The 22,714-nt window shown below is 68.5% G+C and carries 28 protein-coding genes; 16 read left to right on the forward strand and 12 right to left on the reverse strand.

Annotation, left to right across the window (positions count from 1 at the left end):
• Nucleotides 1-536: 536 nt before the first annotated feature.
• The 6 genes from ASF39_RS03975 to ASF39_RS04000 all read left to right on the forward strand — a co-directional run bounded on the left by ASF39_RS03975 (nt 537) and on the right by ASF39_RS04000 (nt 8,615).
• Nucleotides 537-2,474, forward strand: a complete 1,938-nt coding sequence (locus ASF39_RS03975) for an autotransporter assembly complex family protein (RefSeq protein WP_244472263.1) — start codon at nt 537-539, stop codon at nt 2,472-2,474.
• A 101-nt stretch (nt 2,475-2,575) separates the two neighbouring features.
• Entirely contained in the window at nt 2,576-6,847 is a 4,272-nt protein-coding gene (locus ASF39_RS03980) for a translocation/assembly module TamB domain-containing protein (protein WP_244472259.1), read from the forward strand.
• Nucleotides 6,848-6,866: 19 nt separating this feature from the next.
• On the forward strand, nt 6,867-7,370 hold the full coding sequence (locus tag ASF39_RS03985; protein WP_056281213.1) for a peptide deformylase: 504 nt from the start codon (nt 6,867-6,869) through the stop codon (nt 7,368-7,370).
• Between the two features lie 71 nt (nt 7,371-7,441).
• Complete coding sequence (locus ASF39_RS03990) at nt 7,442-7,813, forward strand: hypothetical protein (RefSeq protein WP_210168650.1); 372 nt, start codon at nt 7,442-7,444, stop codon at nt 7,811-7,813.
• Nucleotides 7,814-7,877: 64 nt separating this feature from the next.
• Complete coding sequence (locus ASF39_RS03995; protein WP_156648323.1) at nt 7,878-8,195, forward strand: hypothetical protein; 318 nt, start codon at nt 7,878-7,880, stop codon at nt 8,193-8,195.
• Between the two features lie 159 nt (nt 8,196-8,354).
• Nucleotides 8,355-8,615 (forward strand): hypothetical protein, encoded by a 261-nt coding sequence (locus ASF39_RS04000; RefSeq protein ID WP_244472260.1) that lies wholly within the window; start codon nt 8,355-8,357, stop codon nt 8,613-8,615.
• 9 nt (nt 8,616-8,624) lie between these two features.
• Here ASF39_RS04000 and ASF39_RS04005 read toward each other — a convergent pair whose 3' ends face one another.
• The 5 genes from ASF39_RS04005 to ASF39_RS04025 form a co-directional block, all read right to left on the reverse strand.
• Complete coding sequence (locus tag ASF39_RS04005) at nt 8,625-8,921, reverse strand: hypothetical protein (protein ID WP_056281220.1); 297 nt, start codon at nt 8,919-8,921, stop codon at nt 8,625-8,627.
• Nucleotides 8,922-9,088: 167 nt separating this feature from the next.
• Nucleotides 9,089-9,544 carry a DUF2934 domain-containing protein gene (locus tag ASF39_RS04010; protein ID WP_056281223.1) on the reverse strand — a complete coding sequence of 152 codons (456 nt, stop codon included), beginning with the start codon at nt 9,542-9,544 and terminating at the stop codon, nt 9,089-9,091.
• A gap of 100 nt (nt 9,545-9,644) precedes the next feature.
• Nucleotides 9,645-10,019 (reverse strand): hypothetical protein, encoded by a 375-nt coding sequence (locus ASF39_RS04015; RefSeq protein WP_055882708.1) that lies wholly within the window; start codon nt 10,017-10,019, stop codon nt 9,645-9,647.
• 127 nt (nt 10,020-10,146) lie between these two features.
• Nucleotides 10,147-10,449 carry a hypothetical protein gene (locus ASF39_RS04020; protein WP_056281225.1) on the reverse strand — a complete coding sequence of 101 codons (303 nt, stop codon included), beginning with the start codon at nt 10,447-10,449 and terminating at the stop codon, nt 10,147-10,149.
• A 117-nt stretch (nt 10,450-10,566) separates the two neighbouring features.
• A complete protein-coding gene (locus ASF39_RS04025; protein ID WP_082494340.1) occupies nt 10,567-11,868 on the reverse strand; it encodes an arsenic transporter in 1,302 nt (433 codons plus the stop codon).
• A gap of 385 nt (nt 11,869-12,253) precedes the next feature.
• Here ASF39_RS04025 and ASF39_RS04030 point away from each other — a divergent pair, with 385 nt between their 5' ends.
• The 7 genes from ASF39_RS04030 (at nt 12,254) to ASF39_RS04055 (ending at nt 15,272) form a co-directional block, all read left to right on the forward strand.
• Entirely contained in the window at nt 12,254-12,736 is a 483-nt protein-coding gene (locus ASF39_RS04030; RefSeq protein WP_056281227.1) for a GIY-YIG nuclease family protein, read from the forward strand.
• Nucleotides 12,733-13,074: a hypothetical protein gene (locus tag ASF39_RS04035; RefSeq protein WP_056281228.1), complete on the forward strand. Its 342-nt coding sequence runs from the start codon at nt 12,733-12,735 to the stop codon at nt 13,072-13,074. Before ASF39_RS04030 ends, ASF39_RS04035 begins: the two co-directional genes overlap by 4 nt.
• Before the next feature lies 1 nt (nt 13,075).
• On the forward strand, nt 13,076-13,444 hold the full coding sequence (locus tag ASF39_RS04040; RefSeq protein ID WP_056281230.1) for a DUF2493 domain-containing protein: 369 nt from the start codon (nt 13,076-13,078) through the stop codon (nt 13,442-13,444).
• A gap of 79 nt (nt 13,445-13,523) precedes the next feature.
• Entirely contained in the window at nt 13,524-13,769 is a 246-nt protein-coding gene (locus ASF39_RS04045) for a helix-turn-helix domain-containing protein (protein ID WP_056281232.1), read from the forward strand.
• Between the two features lie 4 nt (nt 13,770-13,773).
• Nucleotides 13,774-14,214 carry an SLOG family protein gene (locus ASF39_RS04050; protein ID WP_056281233.1) on the forward strand — a complete coding sequence of 147 codons (441 nt, stop codon included), beginning with the start codon at nt 13,774-13,776 and terminating at the stop codon, nt 14,212-14,214.
• A gap of 157 nt (nt 14,215-14,371) precedes the next feature.
• Nucleotides 14,372-14,542 (forward strand): hypothetical protein, encoded by a 171-nt coding sequence (locus ASF39_RS20970; protein ID WP_156648325.1) that lies wholly within the window; start codon nt 14,372-14,374, stop codon nt 14,540-14,542.
• Nucleotides 14,543-14,891: 349 nt separating this feature from the next.
• Nucleotides 14,892-15,272, forward strand: coding sequence for a hypothetical protein (locus ASF39_RS04055; RefSeq protein WP_056281234.1), 381 nt, complete (start codon nt 14,892-14,894; stop codon nt 15,270-15,272).
• On the opposite strand, the gene ASF39_RS22500 is transcribed toward ASF39_RS04055, so the two are convergent.
• Nucleotides 15,273-15,620, reverse strand: a complete 348-nt coding sequence (locus ASF39_RS22500) for a DUF4113 domain-containing protein (protein WP_348271507.1) — start codon at nt 15,618-15,620, stop codon at nt 15,273-15,275.
• A 161-nt stretch (nt 15,621-15,781) separates the two neighbouring features.
• On the opposite strand from ASF39_RS22500, the gene ASF39_RS04060 reads away from it, so the two are divergent.
• The 3 genes from ASF39_RS04060 to ASF39_RS20195 all read left to right on the forward strand — a co-directional run bounded on the left by ASF39_RS04060 (nt 15,782) and on the right by ASF39_RS20195 (nt 18,924).
• Nucleotides 15,782-17,536, forward strand: a complete 1,755-nt coding sequence (locus ASF39_RS04060; protein WP_056281236.1) for an ATP-binding protein — start codon at nt 15,782-15,784, stop codon at nt 17,534-17,536.
• A gap of 556 nt (nt 17,537-18,092) precedes the next feature.
• Nucleotides 18,093-18,242: a hypothetical protein gene (locus tag ASF39_RS20975; RefSeq protein ID WP_156648327.1), complete on the forward strand. Its 150-nt coding sequence runs from the start codon at nt 18,093-18,095 to the stop codon at nt 18,240-18,242.
• A 247-nt stretch (nt 18,243-18,489) separates the two neighbouring features.
• A complete protein-coding gene (locus tag ASF39_RS20195; RefSeq protein WP_082494342.1) occupies nt 18,490-18,924 on the forward strand; it encodes a DUF4440 domain-containing protein in 435 nt (144 codons plus the stop codon).
• A 406-nt stretch (nt 18,925-19,330) separates the two neighbouring features.
• Here the strand turns inward: ASF39_RS20195 and ASF39_RS20980 are convergent, their stop codons facing one another.
• From ASF39_RS20980 to ASF39_RS04080, 6 genes are all read right to left on the reverse strand, one after another.
• Complete coding sequence (locus tag ASF39_RS20980) at nt 19,331-19,840, reverse strand: hypothetical protein (protein WP_156648329.1); 510 nt, start codon at nt 19,838-19,840, stop codon at nt 19,331-19,333.
• Between the two features lie 497 nt (nt 19,841-20,337).
• Nucleotides 20,338-20,781, reverse strand: a complete 444-nt coding sequence (locus ASF39_RS04065) for a hypothetical protein (protein WP_082494343.1) — start codon at nt 20,779-20,781, stop codon at nt 20,338-20,340.
• Nucleotides 20,771-21,232 (reverse strand): hypothetical protein, encoded by a 462-nt coding sequence (locus ASF39_RS04070; RefSeq protein WP_056281240.1) that lies wholly within the window; start codon nt 21,230-21,232, stop codon nt 20,771-20,773. Before ASF39_RS04070 ends, ASF39_RS04065 begins: the two co-directional genes overlap by 11 nt.
• Nucleotides 21,233-21,252: 20 nt before the next feature.
• The gene (locus tag ASF39_RS04075; RefSeq protein ID WP_056281242.1) at nt 21,253-21,756 is read right to left on the reverse strand and encodes a hypothetical protein; all 504 of its coding nucleotides are present in this window, start codon (nt 21,754-21,756) and stop codon (nt 21,253-21,255) included.
• Between the two features lie 111 nt (nt 21,757-21,867).
• Nucleotides 21,868-22,008 (reverse strand): hypothetical protein, encoded by a 141-nt coding sequence (locus ASF39_RS20985; RefSeq protein WP_156648331.1) that lies wholly within the window; start codon nt 22,006-22,008, stop codon nt 21,868-21,870.
• Nucleotides 22,005-22,703 (reverse strand): TIGR02594 family protein, encoded by a 699-nt coding sequence (locus tag ASF39_RS04080; protein ID WP_056281244.1) that lies wholly within the window; start codon nt 22,701-22,703, stop codon nt 22,005-22,007. The genes ASF39_RS20985 and ASF39_RS04080 overlap by 4 nt, the downstream gene beginning before the upstream one ends.
• Nucleotides 22,704-22,714: the final 11 nt, after the last annotated feature.

Here is a 22,714-nt window from a genome sequence, read left to right on the forward strand (position 1 = left end):
CGTGTGTCGTCGACCTGCATTGGGCCCCGTTTCGTCGGGAAAACCACCGGACTGTTGCCTGGCTTCACCGGCCGCCACCTTCGATCGGCCCGCGTCCGACTGTGACCCGATGACGCCGCGCCTGCGACGGGACCGGGCGCCGGGGTTCGTCCCGCCCGTATCCGCTGGCCTTTCCCGTCGTCCCGGCGCCTGCGTCGCGGCCCGCTAGCCGCCTGCCCGCGCACGAAAAATCCCGTGCCGCCCTCCCCCGGAACGGCGTCGTTCCCACAGGCGCGCCCTTCGCCGAGCCGGGAACCGAGGTGTCCGTTTTGGCACCGTTCGGACGCGCGGCGATTTGCTCCCCCGCAACCTTATCGCTACGTTTGGGCCGCTAAATGCAACGACGTGACGAGGGCGACGGCGTCGACACGACGTCGTGGAGGGGGCGGTATGACTGAGCCGACGCGGCCGGGACGATGGGAGCGGTGCGCCGTTCCGATGCCGGCTTGAGGGAGTTCCCGTCCCCCGTGGCACGCTATCGGCCGATCCTCCAGCGCGTGGCGACCTGCGTCGTGGTCGGCTGCGTTCTGGTCGCCCCCCGCCCGGCCGCCGCCTTCGACCTGTTCGGTCTGTTCGGCTCGGAGGAGGAGCCGCCGGCGCCGAGCGTCGCCGCCGTGCCCTACACCGTGAAGTTCCAGGGCGTGGAGGAGGACGACGTCCTCCAGGCCCTCAAGGACACCTCTTCGCTCCACCGCCTGCGCCAGGAGGCCCCCCCCGACGGCGAGGGCGTGGTGCGCCGGGCCGAGGCCGACCTCAAGCGCCTGGGCGACGTCCTGTCCGGCTACGGCTACTACCAGGGCCGCGTCGCCATCGTCGTCGAGGGCGTCACCCTGGGCGGCGAGGCGTCGGTCGCCGCCGCCGCGCGCGCGGCGGAGGCCGCCCGCGGTCGCAGCCTCGTGCCCGTCAAGGTCGTGGTGGAGACCGGGCCGCTCTACACCCTGCGCTCGGTGACCGTCCGGGACCCCCGCGGCGGGGCGATCGCGACGGAGGTGCTGCCCCCGCGCTTCACCGAGGTCGACCCGTCGGTGCCGGCCCGCTCGGCCACGGTGCTGGCCCGCGAGGCGCAGATCGTCGACCGCTTCCGCTCGCTCGGCCATCCCTTCGTCAAGGCCGTGGGCCGCGACCCCGTCGTGGACGATGCCGCCCACGTCATGGACGTGACCTTCGTGGTCGATCCCGGGCCCATCGCCGGGCTCGGGCCGGTCACGGTCCGGGGCACGAGCGACATCGATCCGGCGGTGGTGCGCTCCTTCATCTACACCGAGCCGGGCGACCCCTATTCGCCCAAGGCCCTGGCCGACATCCGCCGCTCGGTCTCGCGCGTCGAGGGGCTCGGCTCCGTTCGCGTCCGCGAGGGCGAGGCGCTGGACGCCGATGGCAACCTGCCGATCTTCGTGGACGTGACCGAGCGCGACCGCAACCTGATCGGCGTCTCGGCCCGCTATTCCACCGTCGACGGGCCGGGCGTGCGTGGCTACTACGCCAACCGCAACCTGTTCGGCGGCGGCGAGACCCTGCGGATCGACGCGGACGTCTCCTATCTCGGCAACGACCTCTACGCGACGCAGCGCAAGCTCGCGGGCATCGATTCCAACGGCATCGGCGGGCGCCTCGGGGCGACCTTCGTCAAGCCGGCCCTGTGGGGGACCCGCAACGACCTCGTCGCCAACCTGTTCGTCGGGCGTGAGGCGCAGCAGAGCTACGTCACCGACGCGGTGGGCGGCACCATCGGCATCCGCCACCGTTTCTCGGACACCTTCTTCGCCCAGATCGGCGTCGACGGCCAGGTCGGGCGCTCGCAGGATGCCCTGGGCAAGCTCGACTACCGCCTCGTCGGCATCCCGGTCTCGCTGTCCTACGATTCCACCGACAACCTGCTCGATCCGACCAAGGGCGTGCGGCTCACCGCCTCCGCCACGCCCTATGCGGGCTTCCTCGGATCCGACCCCTCGATCTTCGTCGCCAAGGCGCAGGGCTCGACCTACTACGCCTTCGACGACGCTGGCCGCTACATCATCGCCGGCCGGGTCGGGTTCGGCTCGATCTCGGGCGCCGACCTCGCCGACGTGCCGCCCAACATCCGCTTCTTCGCCGGCGGCGGCGGCTCGGTGCGGGGCTTCGCCTACCGCACCCTCGGCCCGCGCGGGCCCTTCAACCTGCCGGTGGGCGGCCTGAGCCTGCTCGAAGCCTCGGTGGAGGGTCGCATCAAGGTCACCGACACCATCGGCGTCGTGCCGTTCTTCGACGCTGGCACCGCCTTCTCGGGCAGCCTGCCGGACTTCGACGAACGCATCCGCACCGCCGTCGGCCTCGGGCTGCGCTACTACACCGGCATCGGCCCGATCCGGGTCGACGTCGCCTTCCCCCTCGACCGCATCAAGGGCAACAACGAACGCCCGGTCGCCCTGTACATCAGCCTGGGACAGGCCTTCTGATGGGTGTTTTCGGACGGGTTTTCGCTCGCTCCAGTGAGGCCGGCTCCGCCAACCCTCCCCCCTCTGCCGGGGGCTGGAGGTGGCTCGCGATCGTCGTGGTCGTGTGCCTCGCCCTCGCCACCCCCTTCTCCCTCACCCGTGCCGACGAGGCGGAGAAATCCGTGCTCGGGGGGCTGCTCTCGAAGGCGCTCTCGACGCCCGGTTCGCAGGTCTCCATCGGCGCTGTGGACGGCGCTCTGTCCTCCGACGCCACCATCCGCGACGTGGCGATCAGCGACCGCGACGGGGTCTGGCTGAAGCTCGACCGGGCGCGCCTGGTCTGGCGCCGGCTGGCGCTGCTGTCGGGCCGGCTCGAGGTCGAGACCCTGGAGGTCGGCCGCCTCGAAGTGCTGCGCCGTCCCCTCCCCGCCCCGGTCTCCGACGTGCCCGAGCCCGACGGCTCGCTGCTGCCGGACCTGCCGGTGAAGGTCGAGGTCAAGGCGTTCAAGCTCGGTGAACTTGTCCTGGGCGAAGCCGTCGCCGGCCAGCCGGCGCGGCTGGCCGCCACCGGCAAGGTCAAGCTCGGGCCGCCCGCCGAGGGACTCGACCTCGATGTCGCCGTGACCCGGCTCGATGCCGCCGGCACATTCGCCGCCCGCCTGCTCTACGTACCCACGGGTGACCGGCTCGACCTCAAGACCACCCTGGCCGAACCCGCCGGGGGCCTGCTCTCCAAGGCCTCCGGCCTGCCCGGGACACCGCCCATCGACCTCGACCTCGACGGCAAGGGCACCCTCGACGCCTGGAACGCCAGGCTCGACCTCGATGCCGGCCCCTCCCTCAAGGCCAAGGGCTCGGCGCGCATCCTGCGGGTCGGGATCGAACGCCGTCTCACCCTCGATCTCGCCACCCAGGTCGACGGGCTGCTGCCGGGCCCCGCCGCGGCGGTGTTCTCCGGCCAGACCCGCCTCGACGGCGGCCTGCGCTTTTCCGACGGCGGGGCGATCGCCCTCGACCGGCTCGAACTCGCCTCGCGCACCGCCCGGCTGACCATCGGCGGTACCCTCGGCGCCGACCGCATCGCCGACATCACCATCGCGGCCCGCTCCCTGCCCACCGACGGCGGGGTCACCAAGGCCTCCGACGCCGAACTCGAAAGCCTGACCTTCGACGGCAGCCTCAAGGGGCCGCTCGCCGGGCTCACCGTGAAGGGCGCGCTGAAAGCCGCCGGGCTCAAGGCGCAGGGCAGCGCCCTGGAGCGCGTCACCGCCGACCTCGACGTGGCGCCCTTCGTTTCCGGCACCGGCGCGAAGCGTTTCTCCATCGCGGCCGACGCCAGGGTGGAGGGATTGGCGCTCGCCGACCCGGCCCTGCGCAAGGCCATCGGTTCGAAAGCCGCGCTGACCCTGCGCGCCACGCTCGACCCCGACGCGACCCTCGACGTGACCCGCCTCGCCATCGAGGCGCCCACCCTCGACGCGACCTATTCCGGGCGGATCGGCCAGAACGTGCTCACCGGCAAGGTGGCCGCTTCGCTCGCCGACCTCTCCGCTTTCTCGGGTCTGGCCGACCGGCCGCTCGCGGGCAGCCTCGACGTCAAGGCCCTCTTGAGCGGCGACCCGGCCCGGCGCGCGGTGAGCGCCGACCTCGATCTCACCACCCGCGCCCTCGCCCTCGGGATCGCGCCCCTCGACCGGCTGCTCGGGCGCGTGCCGACGCTGCGCGGAAAAGTGTTCCAGGTCTACGACGGCTATGGCTTCGAGGGCCTGCGCCTCGAGGGCGCCCATCTCACCGCCGCCCTCGACGGGCGGGCCACCGGGCGCGCCGCGGACGTCCGGGCCAAAATCGACCTCGCCGACCTCGGCCGGATCGACGAGCGCCTCTCCGGCCGGGCCGCCGTCGACGCGCGCCTCGGCGGCACGCTCCAGCGGCCCGACCTCACCGCCACGGTCAGCGCCCCGAGCGCCACCGCCATGGGCCGCCCGGTCAAGGCCCTGCGCCTCGACGCGGCGGTCAGGGATCTCGCCGGCGCCCTCGACGGCACCCTGCGTCTCGGCGGCGAGATCGGCGGCAAGACGCTCACCGGCGACGCGGCGGTCCGCAAGGTCCTGCCGGAGGAGTGGCGGCTCGACCGCTTCGCCTTCAATCTCGGCTCGGTGCGGGCCGACGGCCGCGGCACGCTCAACGGCGCCACCGGTCTCGCCGAGGCCGCGATCACCCTGGCCGGCTCCAACCTCGACGACCTCTCCGCCCTGGCGCTGACCCCGCTCGGCGGCAGCATCGACGCCGCCGTCACCCTATCGCGGGACGGCGGCCGCCAGGATGCCCGCATCGTCGGCAAGGGCGCTTCGCTCCGGGTCGGCGAGGTCGGCCTTTCGCGGTTCGACGCCGATCTCACGGGGCGCGACCTGCGCGGCCGCCCCGTCCTCGACGGTCGCCTCGAGGCCGACCGGGTGGTGGCGGCCGGGCAGACCATCGACACGGTCCGCCTCGTCGCCACCGGCACGCCGGCGGCGAGCGAGATCGTCCTCAAGGCCAAGGCGCGCGGCTTCGACCTCGACGGGGCCGCCCGGCTCGTGCCCGAGGCGCGGACGCGCATCGAGGTGTCCCGCTTCACCGTGGTGCGGGGCTCCGACAGGGTCGCCCTGGCGGGTCCGGCCACCATCACCCTCGACGGCAGCTCCGTCGTCCTGGACGGCCTCGTCGTCTCGGCCGGCGCCGGGCGCGTCAGCCTCGCCGGCCGTGCCGGGTCGAGCCTCGACCTAACGGTGGGCATCCGCGCCCTGCCCCTGTCCATCGCCCGCATGGCGGTGCCGAGCCTGACGCTGGCCGGCACCCTCGACGGCGAGGCGGTGGTGCGCGGCAGCCCGGCCCGGCCGGAAGGACGCTACGACCTCTCCGTCTCCCGGCTCGTGACGCCGCAGACCCGCCAGGCCGGCCTGCCGCCCATCGACGCCAAGGCCCGCGGCACCCTCGACGGCGGCCGCGCCACCCTGGACGGCCGGTTCTCGGCCGGGCGCGGCGCCGAGGTGACGATCACCGGCTCCCTGCCGGTGGCGGCCGGCGGCGACCTCGCCCTCAAGGCCAAGGGCACCTTGGACGCGGCGCTGGCCAACAGTCTGCTCAGTGCCGGCGGCCAGCGCGTCACCGGCCGCATCGCGGTGGACGCGGGCGTGAGCGGAACGCTCGCCGCCCCGCGCGCGGAGGGGGCCGCCGTACTCACGGGCGGCAGCTTCACCGACCCGCTCCAAGGCCTGCGCTTCACCGGCATCGAGGGCCGGGTGACCGGGCGGGGCGACACCCTCGTGGTCGAGCGCCTGACCGCCCAGGCCCGCAACGGCGGCGTCCTGCGGGCGCAGGGTCGCGTCGCGCTCGCCCCGGACGCCGGATTTCCCGGCACCCTGACCCTGCTCGCCGACAGGGCGGAGCTCGTCTCCTCCCCCCTCGTCACCGCCACCGCCAGCCTCAACCTCGCCCTGAGCGGGCCGCTGGCGCGGACCCCCAAGGTCTCCGGCCGCATCGACCTCGTCTCGGTGGACGTCTCGGTGCCCGACCGCCTGCCGGCTACGGTGCAGCCGCTGCCGGGCATCCGCCACGTCAACCCGACCCCGGAGATCCGCCGGCAACTGGCCGCCAAGGCGCGCCAGGAGCAGGCTGTCCGGCGCAAGGGCAAGGCCGCCCCGCCCTTCGATGCCAGCCTCGACGTGACGGTGAGCGCCCCCAACCGCATCTTCGTGCGCGGGCGCGGCATCGACGCCGAACTCGGTGGCGACCTGCGCCTGACCGGCTCGTCGCGCGACCCCGTCGCCACGGGCGGGTTCGACATGCGCCGCGGCCGCCTCAGCATCGTCGGGCAGCGCCTCGATTTCACCCGCGGGCGCCTGACCTTCGGCGGCGAGATCGCGACCCCCGACCTCGACTTCGTGGCCGAGACCAGGGCCAGCGACGTCACCGCCCGGGTCGCCGTCTCGGGCCCGGCCAACCGCCCGACCTTCGACCTGACCTCGACCCCGAGCCTGCCGCAGGACGAGGTGCTGTCGCGCCTGCTGTTCAAGAAGGCGGCCGGCGGGCTCTCGGCCTTCCAGGCGCTGCAGCTCGCCCAGGCGGTCGCGCAGTTCTCCGGCAACGCCGGCGGGCCCGACGCCTTCGAGCAGGCCCGCAAGGGCCTGGGCCTCGACAGTCTCGACGTCTCCACCGGCGCCAGCGGCGGCCCGGCGCTCGGCGCCTCGCGCTACATCGACGAGCGCCTCAGCGTCGGGGTGAAGGCCGGCGCCAAGCCCGCCGACACCGCCGTCACCATCGACTACGACGTCACCCGCCGCATCAAGCTGCAGGGCGAGGCCGGCAGCGACGGCCGCACGGCGGTGGGGGTGGGCGCCGAATGGGAATATTGACCGCACCGGGCCTGTCGGGATGACCGACCCCGATCTCGTCCTCTATCCCGACCCGCGCCTCGGCCGGGTGGCGGCACCCGTCTGCGTCTTCGACGAGGCCCTTCGCGAGCGGGTCGAGGCGCTGGTCGGAACCCTGCGACGGGTGGCGGCCATCGGTCTGGCCGGGCCGCACATCGGCCTGTCCGAGCGTCTCGTCGTCCTCCGGATGGAGCCGGGCGAGGACGTGCGGATCTACGTCAACCCGGTGGTCACCTGGGCCTCCGACGAGCGCGCGGTCTTCGAGGAGGGCAGCGTCTCGATGCCCGGCATCCGCGAGGAGGTGGAGCGACCCGCCGCGATTCGCCTGGCGTACCGGGCCGTCGACGGCACCGCGCACGAGGAAGAGGCCGACGGCTTTCGCGCCGCCTGCCTCCAGCACGAGATCGACCAGCTCGACGGGATTTTCTGGATCGAGCGGCTCTCGCGCCTGCGCCGCGACCGTGCCCGCAAGCGGTTCGCCAAGCTGCGGCGCCCCGAGCCGTAGCCGCCGGCGCCGCGATCGCCCCCGCTGGCGGGGCGCACCGACCCCGTGATAGGCAAGGCCGCATGCGCGCGATGGTCCGAACGTCGGTTGTCTTGGTGGCGGGGCTGGCCGTCTCGGCCGCCGCCGCGGCCCCTGCCCGTCCCGTCCAGACCGCCGGCTGCCCGTCCCTGGCCAACCTGCGCATCCTCGCGCAGCGCAGCCAGGACGATGCCGCGGCCGCGGCGGCCATCCTGTCCGATCCGAAGGCCGACCACCTCGGCTGCAGCCTCCTCGAACCGGCCCGCATCGTGGCGGTGAGCGAACGCCTCGCCCTGGGCGGACGCGAGTACGAATGCCTCACCCTCCAGGGCACCGGCGTCTGCCACTGGATCCCGGCCGGCGCCGTGGCGCCCGGCGCCGCATCGCCGCCCGTCCGGGCTCCGGCCGAACGGACCAAGCGCTGAACCCCCTCCCCCGATCCGCACGGAGAAACGAGAGCCTATGGCGACCACGTCCCACAGCCGAACCATGACCCGTCGCCCCGCCCGGCCGATGGCGTCCCTGGCCCTGGGTTTCACCCTGGGCCTCGCCATCGCCGGGCCGGGTGTCGCGCAGGAGCCGGCGGTGGACGTCGTCGGTTGCGACACCCTCGTCGCCCTGCGGGTCCTGACCGCGGGGGCGACCTCGGCGACGGATGCGGCGGCCCATCTCTCCGCCCATCCGCAATGCCGGCTGATTCCGAAGGCCGGTCTCGGCGCCGTCAGTCAGCGCACGATGATCGGAGGCGCGCCCTTCGAATGCCTGGCGGTGAGCGGGTCAGACGCCTGCGTCTGGGTCGCCCCGTAACGGGAAAGACCGGATCCGGTCGCTCCGGCCACGCAGTTTTCGAAAAGACCGTCGTTTTTTCGCGACCCGGTCTCCTGCGATCGCTTTACCGGCCCGCCCGAACCGATCACCCTGGGTCGATCATCGGGGGGCGTGGAAATGGCGCGAGGAACGCAGCGGATGTCCATGGGCGGCCTATGGGCGGTCGGAGCGGCGATCGTGATGGCTGGCATCGTCGTCCCGGACGTCGCCCTCGCCCAGTCCCAACCGATCCGCAGCGCCCAGGACGCCGCCTGCCGGGACGAGGCCCGCAGCCGCGTCTTCACCGCGCCCGACCCCCAGGGCATCGGCCTCTACGCGGTCGGGCGCCAGATCTATACCGCTTGCATGAATAAACAGCGCCCCTCCGGCCGCACCAGGAGCCGCCGCGCCGGTCGCTGACGGCCCGCCTCAGCGCGGGATCAGGTGCAGTCCGTCGTCCGGAAGCAGGTTGCGGGCGGGGCCGCCGGTCTGCTGGCCGCGGCCCTGCTGGTAGTAGGGCAGTTCCGGCCGGCGGTCGTTGTCGCTGCCGGAGTCGTATTCCCAGTGCCGGTTCCAGGCGGCCCGGCCGCCGACTCCGGCCACGGGCCCGGCATCGACGAGTCCGCCACCGTAGCCGCCGGCGGCGACCGGCGAGGACGCCGCCACCGTCGCGACGGCGACGAGCGCACAGGCGCCAAGGCCAAACAGGGTCGGTCTACGGGGCATCGTCGGTGTCCTTCGCGCGCAGCGGTATCGATCGTTCTACGGTGTCTCGACAACGGCCAAGGTCGTCGCCCGTTCCTGGTCCGGCTCGGGGGGCTGCGCAAACGAAACCGCCCGCCTTCCGAGTGGAAGGCGGGCGGTCCGTCGCCATCGATCCGAGATCGCGGCGATCAGTGCAGCGCAGCGCTCGCGGAAGCGGAGCGCTGCGACGTGCTGTTCGCGACCGCGGACTTGGCAGCGGAGGCCTTCGTAGCGGAGGCCTTGGTGGCGGAGGCCTTGGCCGAATCGGTCTTCGCCTTTGCGACCGTCTTGGTGGCTTTGTCGTCGGTCTTCGCCGTCTTGTCGGTCTTGGACTTCGCCGCCGCCTCGATGGCGGTCACGGCCTTGGCGCCGACGCCCTCGCCCCGCGCGGGGCGGGCCTTCAGGGTCTTGGCCGGGCTCGGCGCCGCACTGGTGGCCGGCACCGAGGGCTGCACCACGAGGAGGTGCGACTCGACCGTCGCGACGCGGGCGCCCAATTCGGCCTCCGCGCGCAGCCAATGGTCCTCGGCCCGTCCGAAGACCCGGCCTTCGTTCTCCCAGATGTGGTAGGCGCGCTCACGCACCCGCTGATCCAAGGCTGTCATGTCCGCTCTCCTGTCCGGAACCCTCCGGAACGATGGAAGCGGCTGGTTAACGAACGCTTAAATCCGGTTCCCGCAGGACCACCGCTCAAAGGACCGCCGCTCAATCGAAGCTGCGGCCCTTCGCGGAGGAACCGCCGAGGCTGATCTTCTTGGGAACCGGCGCGGCGGCGGGGCTCGGCGTCGGGGCACGGGCCGGCTTGAGCTGCGACTGGCCGTGCACCACCGAGCCGATCTCGCCGGCCACCCGGACCAGGTCCTCGCGCTCGCAGGCGCGGGCCACGGTCAGGCCGAGCTGGTGCATGTGGCTCTTGCCGTAGAGGTAGACCGCGAGCTTCGCCCGGGTCGTGGCGGGGATCGCCGCCAGGATCTCTGGCAGATCCTCCGGATCGGCCCGGTAGACCGAGCCGAGGAGGTCCAGGGGCACCGGGCAGTCCGGATCGGCCACGGGGCCGCTGGTGGGGTGCGATTGGGTCATGGGGTCACCTCGAGGGCGTGGGACGATGTCTGGGCGCGAGGAGGGCGATTCCCGGCGCGCGATGTGCGGTGGATCGCATGGAGCCGCGGCCGATGGCCAGGGCACGCATGTCGCAAGGCGACCCGGCCTACGGGGGCGGGCTGGTCCGGGGCTGTGGCTGCGCCGCGCTCCGGTCCGGAACGGCGGGCGGGAGGTCCTTGAGGCAGCCCCGGCAGATGGAGGCGATGACGATGCGGGCCCTGGCGTTGCTGCGCTCCCAGATCGCCTCCCGCGCCTGGATGGCGCGGCGCGCGGCCTCGTCGGCCTCGCCGCGTCCGCTGCCGATGCCCTCGGGCGCCTCGCTGTGCGGACGGATGCGCAGGACGAGTGGCTCCTCGGCGGAGGCCGCCTGGGGCATCGCCAGGACGAGGGCGAAGAGAACGGGCCGCATGGTTCCCTCCGCATGTCCGGCCGACCGGTCCGCCGCCTGACGATCGTCGCGCCAGGGTTAACGCACCATGAACTGACGTGCGCCGATCCGCTGGGTCGGCGCGCGGGGATCGGGCGTTCAGGGAACGAGGAGCAGCCCGCCCAGCGCCAGGAGCAGGGCCGGCGGCATGACCAGGATACCGAGCTTGAGGAAGCTCCATGCGCCCACGTCCAGGCCCTCTCGACGGATCGCCGTCAGCCAGAGGATGGTCGCCAGCGAGCCGGTCACCGAGAGGTTCGGGCCGATGTCGATGCCGATGAGGATCGCGCCCGCCACCCGTTCGGAGACGTCCGAAGCCTGGACCGCGGCCCCGGCGATCAGGCCGGCGGGCAGGTTGTTGACGGCGTTGCTCACGAGCGCCACCAGGACGCCGGCCCCCCAGGCGGCCTCGGCGGGCGCGGTGGCGGCGGCTCCCTTGAGCGCGTCCGACAGCATCCCGAGGACGCCGGTCCGTGCGAGGGCTTCCACCAGCACGAACAGCCCGGCGACCAGCGGCAGCACGCTCCAGGAGACGTCCTTGGCCACCGCCACGAGGCCGCCGCGCCGGATCGCCAGGACGAGGAGCGTGGTGGCGAGGCCGGCCACGAAGGTCGGCGGGCCGAGGTCGCGCCCGTAGGCCGAGGCCGCGATGAGGACGCCGGCCGTGGCGACGATGCCGAGGCCGGCGAGCTTGCCGGTCCCCGACAGGGGCGCGGCCGCCACGGCGGTGGCCACCGTCTGCGCGGCCAGCACGCGACGCTGGGTCAGGCGCAGGACGACGTAGGTGGCCGCCACCGCCAGCAGCGAGGGCAGCGCGAAGCGGGCGAGCCACTCGCCGAGCGGCGGCATGTGGGCCGCGTAGACGACGAGGTTGGCCGGGTTGGAGATCGGCAGCACGAAGCTCGCCGCGTTGGCGATGAAGGCGCAGATCAGCAGGTAGGGCAGCGGGTTCTCGACCCTGGCCGCCCGGGTCGCGGCGAACACGGCCGGCGTCAGCACCACGGCGCAGGCGTCGTTCGAGAGGAACACCGTCACCACGATCCCGACGAGGTAGACGAGGGTGAAGAGGCGCGTCGCCGAGCCCCTGGCCTGCCGCACCGCGATGCCGGCGAGCCAGTCGAACAGCCCTTCCTTTCGGGCGATCTCGGACAGCAGCATCATCCCGACGAGAAACAGGTAGACGTCGGTGCCCTTGAGGACGCCGGCCCAGGCCGAGGCCGGGGCGATCAGGCCGAGGGCGACGAGGGCGGCGGCTCCCAGCACCGCCCACACCGCCTCCGGCCACGCGAACGGGCGCAGGATGACGCCGAGGGTGGCCAGGGCGGCGATGCCCCAGGTCGCCAGATGCGCGCCCGGCACGGTCGAGACCAGGATGTGGGAGGCGAGGCCAGATGCGCCCATCCGCGGGGATGCCTTCGACGAGAGGGGATGGCCGGGCGGCGTCGGGTCGATCGTCCGGGGAGCCTATCTAGCGAGGTCCGCCGCCGCTGCAATCCTGCCGTGCGAGGCCTGCGCGGTCCGAAGGGCCGGCGCGGTCGCGTGCGACGGAAACCGGACAAGAAAAAAGGGCCCCGTCGAGGGACCCCGTTGTCTTCGGCCATTCCCGAGGAGGGGAATGGTGGGCGCGACAGGGATCGAACCTGTGACCCCTACCATGTCAAGTTTGTTCTCTGCAACGAACGTGCGGAAAACAAACGACATTTCAAGAAGCCCCCTCGGCGTTTCGGGCACAGACACGAAGGGAGAAGTGTCGGGATCGGTCGCCTTGGACCGGTGGGAGCTACCTATGGACGACCCATGGCTGAAGCCGTGGCAGGTCAAGGATTTACTCGGCCTCAATCAGAAGCAGATGGACCGCCTCATCGGCGAGGGGATGCCCTGCACGGATCTCGGCCAACGGACCGGCAAGAAGCGTCTTCTCCGGTTCCGCCGGTCAATCGTTTTGGCCTGGTATCGCCGCTACACCCACCTGATTGCCGGGACGATCTATGTCGTCGGCTTCGGCAGCTACGTGAAGATCGGCTTCACCCGAGGCTTGGTTGCAAGGCGCATTCGAGCCATCGAGCACGGCGCGCCTGAGCCGCTGCGCGTCTACGCGACTTTTGCAGGCAACATCCTCGACGAGGGCAACCTTATCGAGCGTTTCAAAGCGCACAGCACCCGAGGGGAGTGGTTCCGCCTAGAGGGCGCCATCAAGGATTGGGTTCAGGCGTTGCCGGCTTGTGACGACCTCCCCTCCCCCAGCATCTCGGGAGGGCACCGCGCATGAGCGTTTCCCGCGACCTGATCCAGATCACCCTGCTCTCGCTCAAGGCCCATCCCGACGATTGGACCTTCGACCGCTTCAAGGCGATGAATGCCAAGCTCGACATCGAGGTCTGGATTGCCAACAGCTACTACGGGCTGAAAATCCGCGGACCGGGCATCGGGACGGGCGAGGAGTCGGCACTCTTTACCGGCTGGCTCACGCCCTGGCGGCGACGGGTGATGAAGGCCGTCCGCGAGGCGGCGGGCCACGACCTTCGCCGGCGGTTTGCCGAGGTCTACCCCGCAGAAGCCAAGCGGTTGCCTCCCCTCCCCGCCCTCCCCCGCTCGGAGGCGTGCTGAAATGCGTGTCCTCGTATGCGGCGGCAGGGACTATCGCGACAAAGCCCACGTCTTCGCGACCCTGGATAGGCTCGCTGCCGAGCCGGGCATTGATTGGGTCATTCAGGGTGGGGCGACCGGGGCGGATCAGATGGCCCGCGAATGGTGCCACATCCGCCGCATCGGCTATCTCAACTTCCCCGCCGACTGGAAACAGCACGGTCGCGCCGCCGGCCCTCTCCGCAACGCCACCATGATTGCCGAGGGCAGGCCCGATCTGGTCCTGGCCTTCCCCGGAGGCCGGGGCACCGCCGACATGACCCGCAAGGCTGAAGCCGCTGGGATCAACGTCGTTCGCGTCGCCCCTTTTGTGTCGGAGACCCAGCCATGACCCCAACCGAAACCCGCGCCCGCGCCCTCTGCTACGCCCAGTGCGAGCAGGCAGGACACCCGCGCGATGGAGCACGCCGATGAGCGACATCAAACTCACGCCGCGCGAGAGACAGGTGTTCGAGGCCCTGTCGCCTACCTTTGCGCGAAACTCACGCGAGATCGCCAAGCTGGCCGGCATCCGCACAAGCTCATCCAGTGAGACGGCGGCTCACTACTGCATCCGCCTCGTCGCGAAGGGACTCGCGGAGAAGCGCGGCACGGCGATGTTTCCGGAGTGGAAGCTCGCCGCTCCCCCTCCCTCTCTCTGCCAGGGAGGGGCTTGAGGCGATGAGAATTTTGGTCTGCGGCGGGCGGGACTATGACCGCTACGTCCACGTCTATGACACCCTGACCGAGCTTCAGGATGAGCGCGGGCCTTTCGATGTCGTCATCGCCGGCCGTCATCCCGGCGAGGAGCCGAACGGCGCCGACTACTGGGCCGAAAGCTGGTCCTTCATGGAGCGCATCCCGTTCTACGGCTTCCCCGCGCGATGGGGCGACCTGAGCCACCCCGACGCAGTTATCCGCAGGCGCCCTGACGGATCGCGCTACGACGCGAAGGCCGGCCCGCGCCGCAACCAACGCATGATCGACGAAGGCAAGCCTGGGCTCGCCGTTGGCTTCCCTCGCGCTAACGGAAAGTGGGGTCCGGGCACGCTGGATATGCTGCGCCGGGCTGCGGCGGCCGGGATTGAGGTGGTCCGTGTCGCCCCAGGCCCCACCCCATGACCCGCGCCACCACCGCCCACCGCGTCCTCGCAGAGGAAACCCCTCCCCTAGCTCTCCCCGTCCTTTGAGACGGAGGGGCTTGCGAATACCAACGAATACTATTGGCGTCCCAAGTCATCATCCGTATAACTCAACTCACAGCAGAGGAGAGACGGTGATGATCAAGCAGAGCCCCAAGCAAGACCCCCAGGACCACGCCGAGCCCGGCACCTGGAACGCCGAAGCCGAGCGCCGCACCAAGCGGATCATCTCCCGGATCGGCAAGACCGAGCGCCCCGCCTACCGCGGCGGCCGGGAATACGCGATGCTGCCGGAGGAGAGGGTGTAGGCCCTCCGCCCGGAGCCTGCACGCCCATCACCCCACTCCTAAGCATCCGGGCCGACTGAATAGGCGATCGCCGTCGTGGACGCGGCCTAGGGGCGGCATTCCCATTATGGCCCCGCCTCCTGGTTGGACGCTTGAGCCTCCGCTAACTGCCATCGGGCATCCAACCCGAGAGCCAATTTTCGTACCGGCTTAACTGTGAGATGGATGACCCACCCCGCCGGCCCGTGATCAGATCGGGCGGCGGGGCTGCCTCTCGTCCCCTACCTTGATGCCACGTGTGACCCGCTGGCCATGGCGCGGGTGCGGCCTGACCACTATCCCGTGCGGCCCCTCACAGCCGCCGGATCTCATGTCAGCATCACCCGCCTTCAATATCGAACCAGACACCCCGCAGGCATGGCGCAGTGCCTTCCTCGCGATGAAACCGAGCGTGGTCCCTTGTCCCGGCATGACGATCGCGAAGTGGCAAGCCATTCATGCCGCCGCGCTCGATTTCCTCGACAAGCATGCAGACGCTGCAGCGGCGCTTGGCTGGACGACGGAACAGCTCTTCGGGGTTCACCCATCGCACGGCGTGATCCGTGTCGATTTCTGCGGTGCCATGGTGCTTAGCGGCGAGATCGTCTCGAAGGTTGAGGCCAACGCTATCGCCTTCGAGAAAGTGACCTACCGTCGCGACAATCCGGGTCGGCCGGATGGCGCCGTGGCCATCTGGGCGTTCAAGGGCTGATCACGCCCGCGCCGTCGGCAACTCGGCCGCCTGTGTCGTGTGGCGCGGGATGCGTATCTCGAACTTCGCCGACCACGTCCGCTTCGCCGCGAGCCCAACCCGCGCCGGCACGACGCTCCCGCGGCCGAATCGGGCGAACTCGTGAGCGACGACTTTGTCTCGAGGCGCTGGGGCTAGTGGTCTGATCCTAACGGATGGAACCCACGCCCCGGGTCCGTTACCGACCCACCCCTGCCGTACAAGCCCTTGTCGACGCTTCCCGAAAGCAGCCACTCGTCGGGCGTGAGGCAACTTCGGTTCGGGGTGACAGCCGGACTCTGGCGGCCCGTCCCGAAGCAGACGTTCCACCCCCGACCCAGCTACACCATACCAAGGGGTCTATCATCCTAGCGAGCAGTCGGGTGACCGCATCATCGCGCTTACCCAACCGCATGGTCGAGGCTGCCCCCGCCCCTGTTAAGTTGCTGCGCGCATCGGACCATTCATGAGGCTTGAGCGTTCAGCCTCCCATGAAGGACGATGATCACACCCGTTTACCTCCTGGGTCCCAGGGCGAGGCGACCGGCATTCCGTCCGAGGGCGCCATGGACCAGGGCGCCTCGGAGCCACTGGGCAGCTCGGGCATGCACCATTGGCGCCAGAGCACGATCACCAAGCCAGGCCTTGAAGATCGCGGCGACGTTTTCTTCGCGGCTATCGAGATGACCCGCATGCCAATGATCCTCGCCGACACGCGTCAGGACGACGTCCCTATTGTCTTCGCTAACAACGCCTTCCTCGACCTGACCGGCTACGAGGAGGGGGAGGTCCTGGGCCGCAACTGCCGCTTCCTTCAAGGGGCCGGGACCGACCCCGAGCACGTCCGGGTGTTGCGCGAGGCCGTCCAGAAGCGCGAGGCCGTCGCCGTTGAGATCCTGAACTACCGGCGGGACGGGACCCCGTTCTGGAACGCGGTGTTCATGGGTCCGGTCCTCAATCCCGAGGGCGAGGTCATCTACTACTTCGCAAGCCAACTCGACGTGACACAGCGACGGGAGTCGGAGCAGCAGTTCCGGCAGGCACAGAAGATGGAGTCCATCGGACAGCTTACGGCTGGCATGGCGCATGATTTCAACAACTTGCTCCACGTCGTCACCGGGAGCCTTGAGCGGCTGGGTGCGAAGCGCCACGACGACCGCGCCTTCGAGCGGTACCTCTCGGCGGCGACGATGGCGGCCGAGCGCGGGGCGAAGCTCACACAGCAATTGCTTGCCTTCGCCCGCCGAGGCCGCCTGGAGCCCAAGGGCGTCGATCTGAGCGAACTCGTGAACTCGATTGCTGAACTCCTAGAAAGCTCTGTGGGCACCAAGGCGACGCTGCACTTGAACCTCCAGCGCCGACTGCCATTGGTTAAGGTCGATCCAACCCATTTGGAGATGGCTCTCCTCAACGTCATCGTGAACGCCCGCGATGCCTCGCCCAAAGGCGGTGCAGTCACCATCACCACGCGTGAGATCCACATCGACGAGAGGGCTGCCGCGAGGAACCTGGAACCAGGTGATTACGTCCAGCTCTGTGTCTCCGACGAGGGGACCGGAATGGCGCCACACATCCAATCGCGAGCCATCGAACCGTTCTTCACCACCAAGGCCCATGGCCAGGGGACCGGCCTCGGCCTCGCAATGGCGCACGGCTTCGTGCAGCAATCCGGCGGACGTCTGGAGATTGAGAGTGCGGTCGGCCGCGGCACCACGATCCGTATGATCCTGCCGCGGGACGTGCAGCGGGATGAGCGGGCCGAGAGTACGGACGAAGTAACTGGCTATAGAACTCGGCCGCTGGATGCCTTAACGGCACCCTCCTTGATCCTCGTGGTTGACGACAGCCGTGAAGCGGTCGCGATGGCTGGCGAGACGCTGCAGGACATCGGCTACAGGGTGGTGATGGCCTACAGTGCGGAGGAGGCCATCCAGCGGTTCGACGAAGCCGCCGCGTCGGGTGACGGGTTCAAGCTCGTATTCACCGACGTCATCATGCCCGGTGGCGCCAACGGCATCACCCTGGCTGAGCAGGTACGGGAACGCGACCCGAGCGTTCCGGTGCTTCTGACCACTGGCTACAACGACGAAATGGCCATCGACGGTCCGCAGCCCGACGCGATGGATGTCCTCGGCAAGCCGTACCGGCGCAGCGAGATGATCGACCGGGTCCAGGCGGCGCTCAGGCGCGGAGCACGCACGGGTCCCGAACGCGAGACCTCGGACTTCGGGCACGCCCAGGCTTAGAACCACCCCACTCAGTTGCTCTCTCTGCTTCGCTAAGCGGCCGAGAGGCGGAACTTCTCAGGGGCTGCAATGGGGTCGTAAGCCGGCGCGGCCGCAACGTCCGGTCTCGTGCATTGATGCCTATATGCAGACCGGCAGAAAGCCACCCGTTGCGGACGTTCGGGGTGGGTACCAAGCGTCAGATTTTCATCACTAGGGTTCGATCAAAGAAAATGGTGCGCTCAAGCCCTTCAGCGGCTTTCTCGCGCCGATGCGCACCGACGCCAGTTCCTGGGACGGCCCTAGGCGCAACGCCCATAGGCTCCGCGCCAAGCGCACGCGTTGCGACGGCGTTAAGTTCCTCTGGCGCGAGGGACGTGTCTGCTCCCTCCGCCAATCGAAGACCGGCGATGGCGGCGTCGGGGTTGAGGGCTCGCCCTTCGATGTCGTGGGTGAGGCGTCCTGATGCGTCGACTGGTGGTCCATTGGGCCATCTCGCGGGCGAATGATCGGTCTCGAATGAGTGGGCCATTCGCATCGGCTGATCATATATCGGCAGCGCTCATGACGCGAGGGCATGACCGACCGCCGCTACATCCCGACGCTCGCCGAGGCCGCTGAGACCCGCGCCCTCAACAGCCGGCTGCTATGGCGGATGGCAGTGGTGATGCTCGGATGGGTGGCTCTGGTCCTGCTGGTCACCGCCATGCTGGAGTGGTGGCTCTGACCTCCATGCCGATCACCCCGCCCCTACGCATCCGACCGACCGGAGAGGCGATCGTTGTCGAGGATGCGCTGGTGGACATTGGCGAGCGCGAGGCTGTGATCCGTGCGCAGGGCTAGGCGATCTCACATGAATACGCGCGGTTGGCACTGATGCAATCAAACGCTTGTAAATGACGCTTTGAATTCACGAGTTGAAAATCTATGATCGACAGAGTCGGCTTCAACGATTGCCGACGAGGGAGGAGAAGATGAGCATAAAATCTCTATTCCATGCCGCCGTAATCGCCGGGTTGTTGTCGACCCCGCAGGCCGCCATGGCGGATCAAATGCAGGATGATGCTCAGGCTGCAGCCGATCGATGGGATCAGGCATACAATGCTGGCGAGGTAGATAAGCTCAGTAATCTCTACGCATCGGATGCAATCGTAGTCACCAAAGGCAAGACGCAAAGCGGAGAAGATATTGGAAAGTTCTTCTCTGGTCTTAAGTCAAAGGGTTGGGATGACCACAAGACCGTTGTGAAATCTGCTCAGCCAAAAGGCGATCTTGTCATCGTTACGGGTCGGTGGGAAATGACTGGGCCAGGACCGGACGGCGCCAAGAAAAAGTTTGAAGGTAATTGGGTGAACGTTCTGGAAAAGAAGGACGGCAGCCTTAAGACGGTGCTTCACACTTGGAACTGATGTGGATAGGCGAGCGCTTGGCTCGACGGCCGGGCGACTCGCCTATCTAGGTGAGCTTGCTACCTTATAACGGAGTTCTGTGCGCAAGATGCTAAGAAGCCCGGCGCGCCAATGAGGCGGCCGGGCCGAAGTTTGGGGTATGGCCCTTGGAGACCACCCGCACCATCGGCCAGATCGATCCTGATGTCACGACGAAAAAGCCCCGCGAGCCGTGAGGCCGCGGGGCAAGTTGAGGTCATAAGCATCATCAGCAATCGAGGTGGGGGACCATCTCGATGGGCCGATCATGGGGAGCCGGACGCCGGGCGCATTCATAAAGATCAACGAAAAGCCCCGCCGCGGCGGGTGCCGGGCGGGGCTCTGGTAGAGCGGGGATGGTGGGCGAGGATAAGCCCGCGCAGCGAATTCACGCCGCGCGCTTTATAATGTTTTCGCGAAATTTCTTAGCTTGACCCGAGATGCTTGCTTTTGATGGCTTTGCGCCTTCGAGCAAGTAAATGCCCCCGCCGAAAATCTGAAAGTTTTGCGTTTGGTCTGCACTAAATGTTACAGCATCCATTCCACGCAATGTGCCCCTATCCAAAGTTTCGCTGACAACGTGGTCAAATACTGTAATTCTATTATACAATTGAGCCATACATTGGTAAAGCGTTGTTTTAGGGCTTGTAACATAGATTCGGGTGGGAGGTACGTCTGGCGTTGTGAGCTGCTTACGATACGCTAGGAATAGCAAGTCGTATATCTCATGTGGTCCAAGGCGGTCGAACACGCTAGTAAACAGAAGCAAAGTATGCGCTTCTGCATCTTTATCCCACGCCCATCCCATGCCCTCAGGATTCATCCCAAGAGATTTGAGATTTAACAAAAATAACTTCCCCGAATTTATTTGATCTAAAGATAGTTCTCTATAAGCCACGGTATAACTCCGCCAGTTTCGGATGCCGCCTTAACTGCGCCACGGGCTACTTTTCTAGGCATAACGTGAGGGTTGTAACAGTGTTGCCTCTTCCATCTCTTCCAAACCTGCCAGCTAACTCTAACTGCAGGTTCGTGATCCATGTCGACTCCTAGCCTTCTGGCCAGGATAACCAATCTGTGATCGTGAAGGCTTGGATCTTCGTCTCGATCAGGCCAACGGTTAAGTCGTTCTTTAGACATAATGCAGGCCTTGAGCGCACACTCCACTGCAAAACCGGCGTGATCCCATGCAAGCGAGGCATCCGTTCTATGTTGGGCTAAAATACACGCCGCCCGCTCATGTCTTCGAGCGAGCGCAATCCATTCATCGGGCGAATTCGCCAAAGCCTGAGCATCGAACAACGCAAAATCACCTCCTGCTCTGATAGAGCATATATGACCCCGAAATCTCATGGGGCCTAGTTCGAAAATCCCCCCCCCAGGGTCTGGACCGGCTTACCCCGCGCAGCGAATGTCTCGCGTGCCCCGCGTGAGCCCCTGGATCGCCTCCACCATCTCGCGGTGTTCCTGATGGCGATCCTCAGCGAGGCGCTTCTCATGCTGTCGGCGCTCCTCAAGGAGGCGTCGTTCGTGCTCCCGAGTTTCGTCGACCTCCTTCTTCCGGGCCACCATCTCGGACTCGCGCATGAGCGTACAGCGATCATGCGAAGCCGAGATGCCGCGCAGCGCGTCGATGATGTCCTTCAGGTCCGTCTGGCCCATCACCATGCCGGCGATCTGCGCCAGCCCGCCGGTGCCTACGGTGGGAGAGGCGATGTGCGGCTTCTCGGCTTTGGCCCGCATGTAGCCGATGACCGCCAGGATGATGCCTCCGCCTCCACCTGCGGCCAGAAGGGTACTCAGAATGTCGACCCACTGCTTCACATCTTCAGGAGACATGGCGCTGCGATACTCCAGCGGAGAGGGAACCGTTCTTGAACATATCGTAGCCGCAGGCGAGCACGCACCAACCTTCGAATGTGAAGAAGATCGGGTACCAGAAGAACCCGGCCGGCAACCGGGTGTTCAGAGAGTAGGACGAGGCCAGCATCAAGAACCCGATGGCGAGCCAGCACAGCCCCCCGACCCAGGCCCCGATGAACCTGATGACCGGCGTCCGCCGCCACCAGCCGTTGATCGCCAACCCTACACCCCGCAGGACCGCCACGATGACGGTACACATCCCCCAGCGCGTCTCGCTCATGAGGTCGTTCATGATCGTGTAGACCGGCTGGTCGAAGAAGCTCTCCGGCCTGAGCATGTTCGCCCCCCACGCGAGGAGAGCGCAGGTCAGCAGCCATTCGGTGGACCGCGTCATGTTCATCGCGGTGGGGTTGTTGCCTGAGGGCATGGCGACGCCTCCTGCGGACCTCACTGCGCGAACGAGAAGGTCGGGAGGTCCGTAACGACCTTGGACAGCGTGTTGGCGTCGGTGACCGTCTCGTCGAACTTGAAGACCCGGAACAGGCGCTCGGTGATGCCCTTGGCGCCGCCGGCTTCCTTGAGCAGCCATGCCGGGGTCGAGCCCATGATGCGCTCTAGGGCGACCTTGATCACCGGATAGCCGACGTCGACCGAGAGGGCCTTGTCGTGCGTGGCACCCTCCACGGCGTTGATGGCGTAGTCGGCTCCGGTCTTGAGCATGCGGTCGATGCGCTGGGTCGTGAACCACATCGCAGCCCACCAGGGCAGGCGTCCGGCGGCATAGGTCAGCGCGGCGAGGAGGACAGGAGCCAGCACCTCCAGGGCGGCCTTGGAGAACTCGCCGAGCATGCCGCCCCAAGGGATCACGAGCACGCTGCCGGTGGCTTGGGCGAGGGCGGGAGAGGCGAGGACGCAGGCGAGCGCCAGCGCCGCGAGAGCGATGCGGATCATGATGGTTCTCACGATGTGGGAGGGGTGCGCGGCGGGCCGGCCGGCTCGGGGAGATCCTTGCAAAATGCGCAAGGAACGTCGGAGGGCGGGGACCTACGGGAATCCGTAGGGTCAGCGGCGGGTGATGCGGTCGAACAGCCAGCGGCCGAGCCGAGCCCAGGGCGACGGGTTCTGCGGTATCGGCTGCGGGAGGGCCGGCGCCTCGCGCTTCGGGTCGGTGGCGCGGCGGGGTGCCGGCGGAAACAAGCTCATGCCTCGCTCACGCCGGAGCGCGCCCCCGCAATGGTCGTAGGCAGGGTGGATGAGGCCGGGATTGGCACGTCGGACGGCCAGCGGAAGGCGGTGATCTCCGACCGCTTGAAGGCGGCCACGTTGACGGCGTCCGACTGGTTGCCGCCGAGCAGGAAGACCTGGTCCTTGCTGGCGCCGACGACGAAGCCGGTATGCCCCTGCCACGTCGAGTTGCCGCGCTTCTTGGTGGCGATGCAGCCGAGAACGGGCGCCTTCAGACCGACGCCCCAGGCTTCCAGGGATCGGGCCGCGAGGCTGCGCGAGCCGCGATGGCCGGCGCGCTCCAGGATGCCGTTCACGTAGGCGGCGCACCAGGCGGTGCTGTCCGTCTTGATGCCGGGGAAGCCGGCGTCGGCGAACAGCTTCACCACCTCCGGGTTGTTCGCGGCGCCCTTGCCCTCCTTCAGGCCGTTCAGGGCCTCGGCCAGCACGAGCCAGCCCGGCTTGTCCGGTTCGGCCTGACGATCGGTGATGTCGGCCGTCTGAAGGGCCTTCTGCGTCTTCGGGCCAGCGATGCCATCGGCGACGAGCCCGGCCACGCGCTGGAACGCCGTCACGGCCGCGATGGTCTTCGGCCCGGCGTCGCCATCGGCACCGGCGGGCCCAAGGTCGTACCCGCGCGCCAAGAGAGCACGCTGGATCTGCGTGGTGTCCATAGGTCGTCTCC

The organism is Methylobacterium sp. Leaf108, assembly GCF_001423265.1.
Lineage (GTDB): Bacteria > Pseudomonadota > Alphaproteobacteria > Rhizobiales > Beijerinckiaceae > Methylobacterium.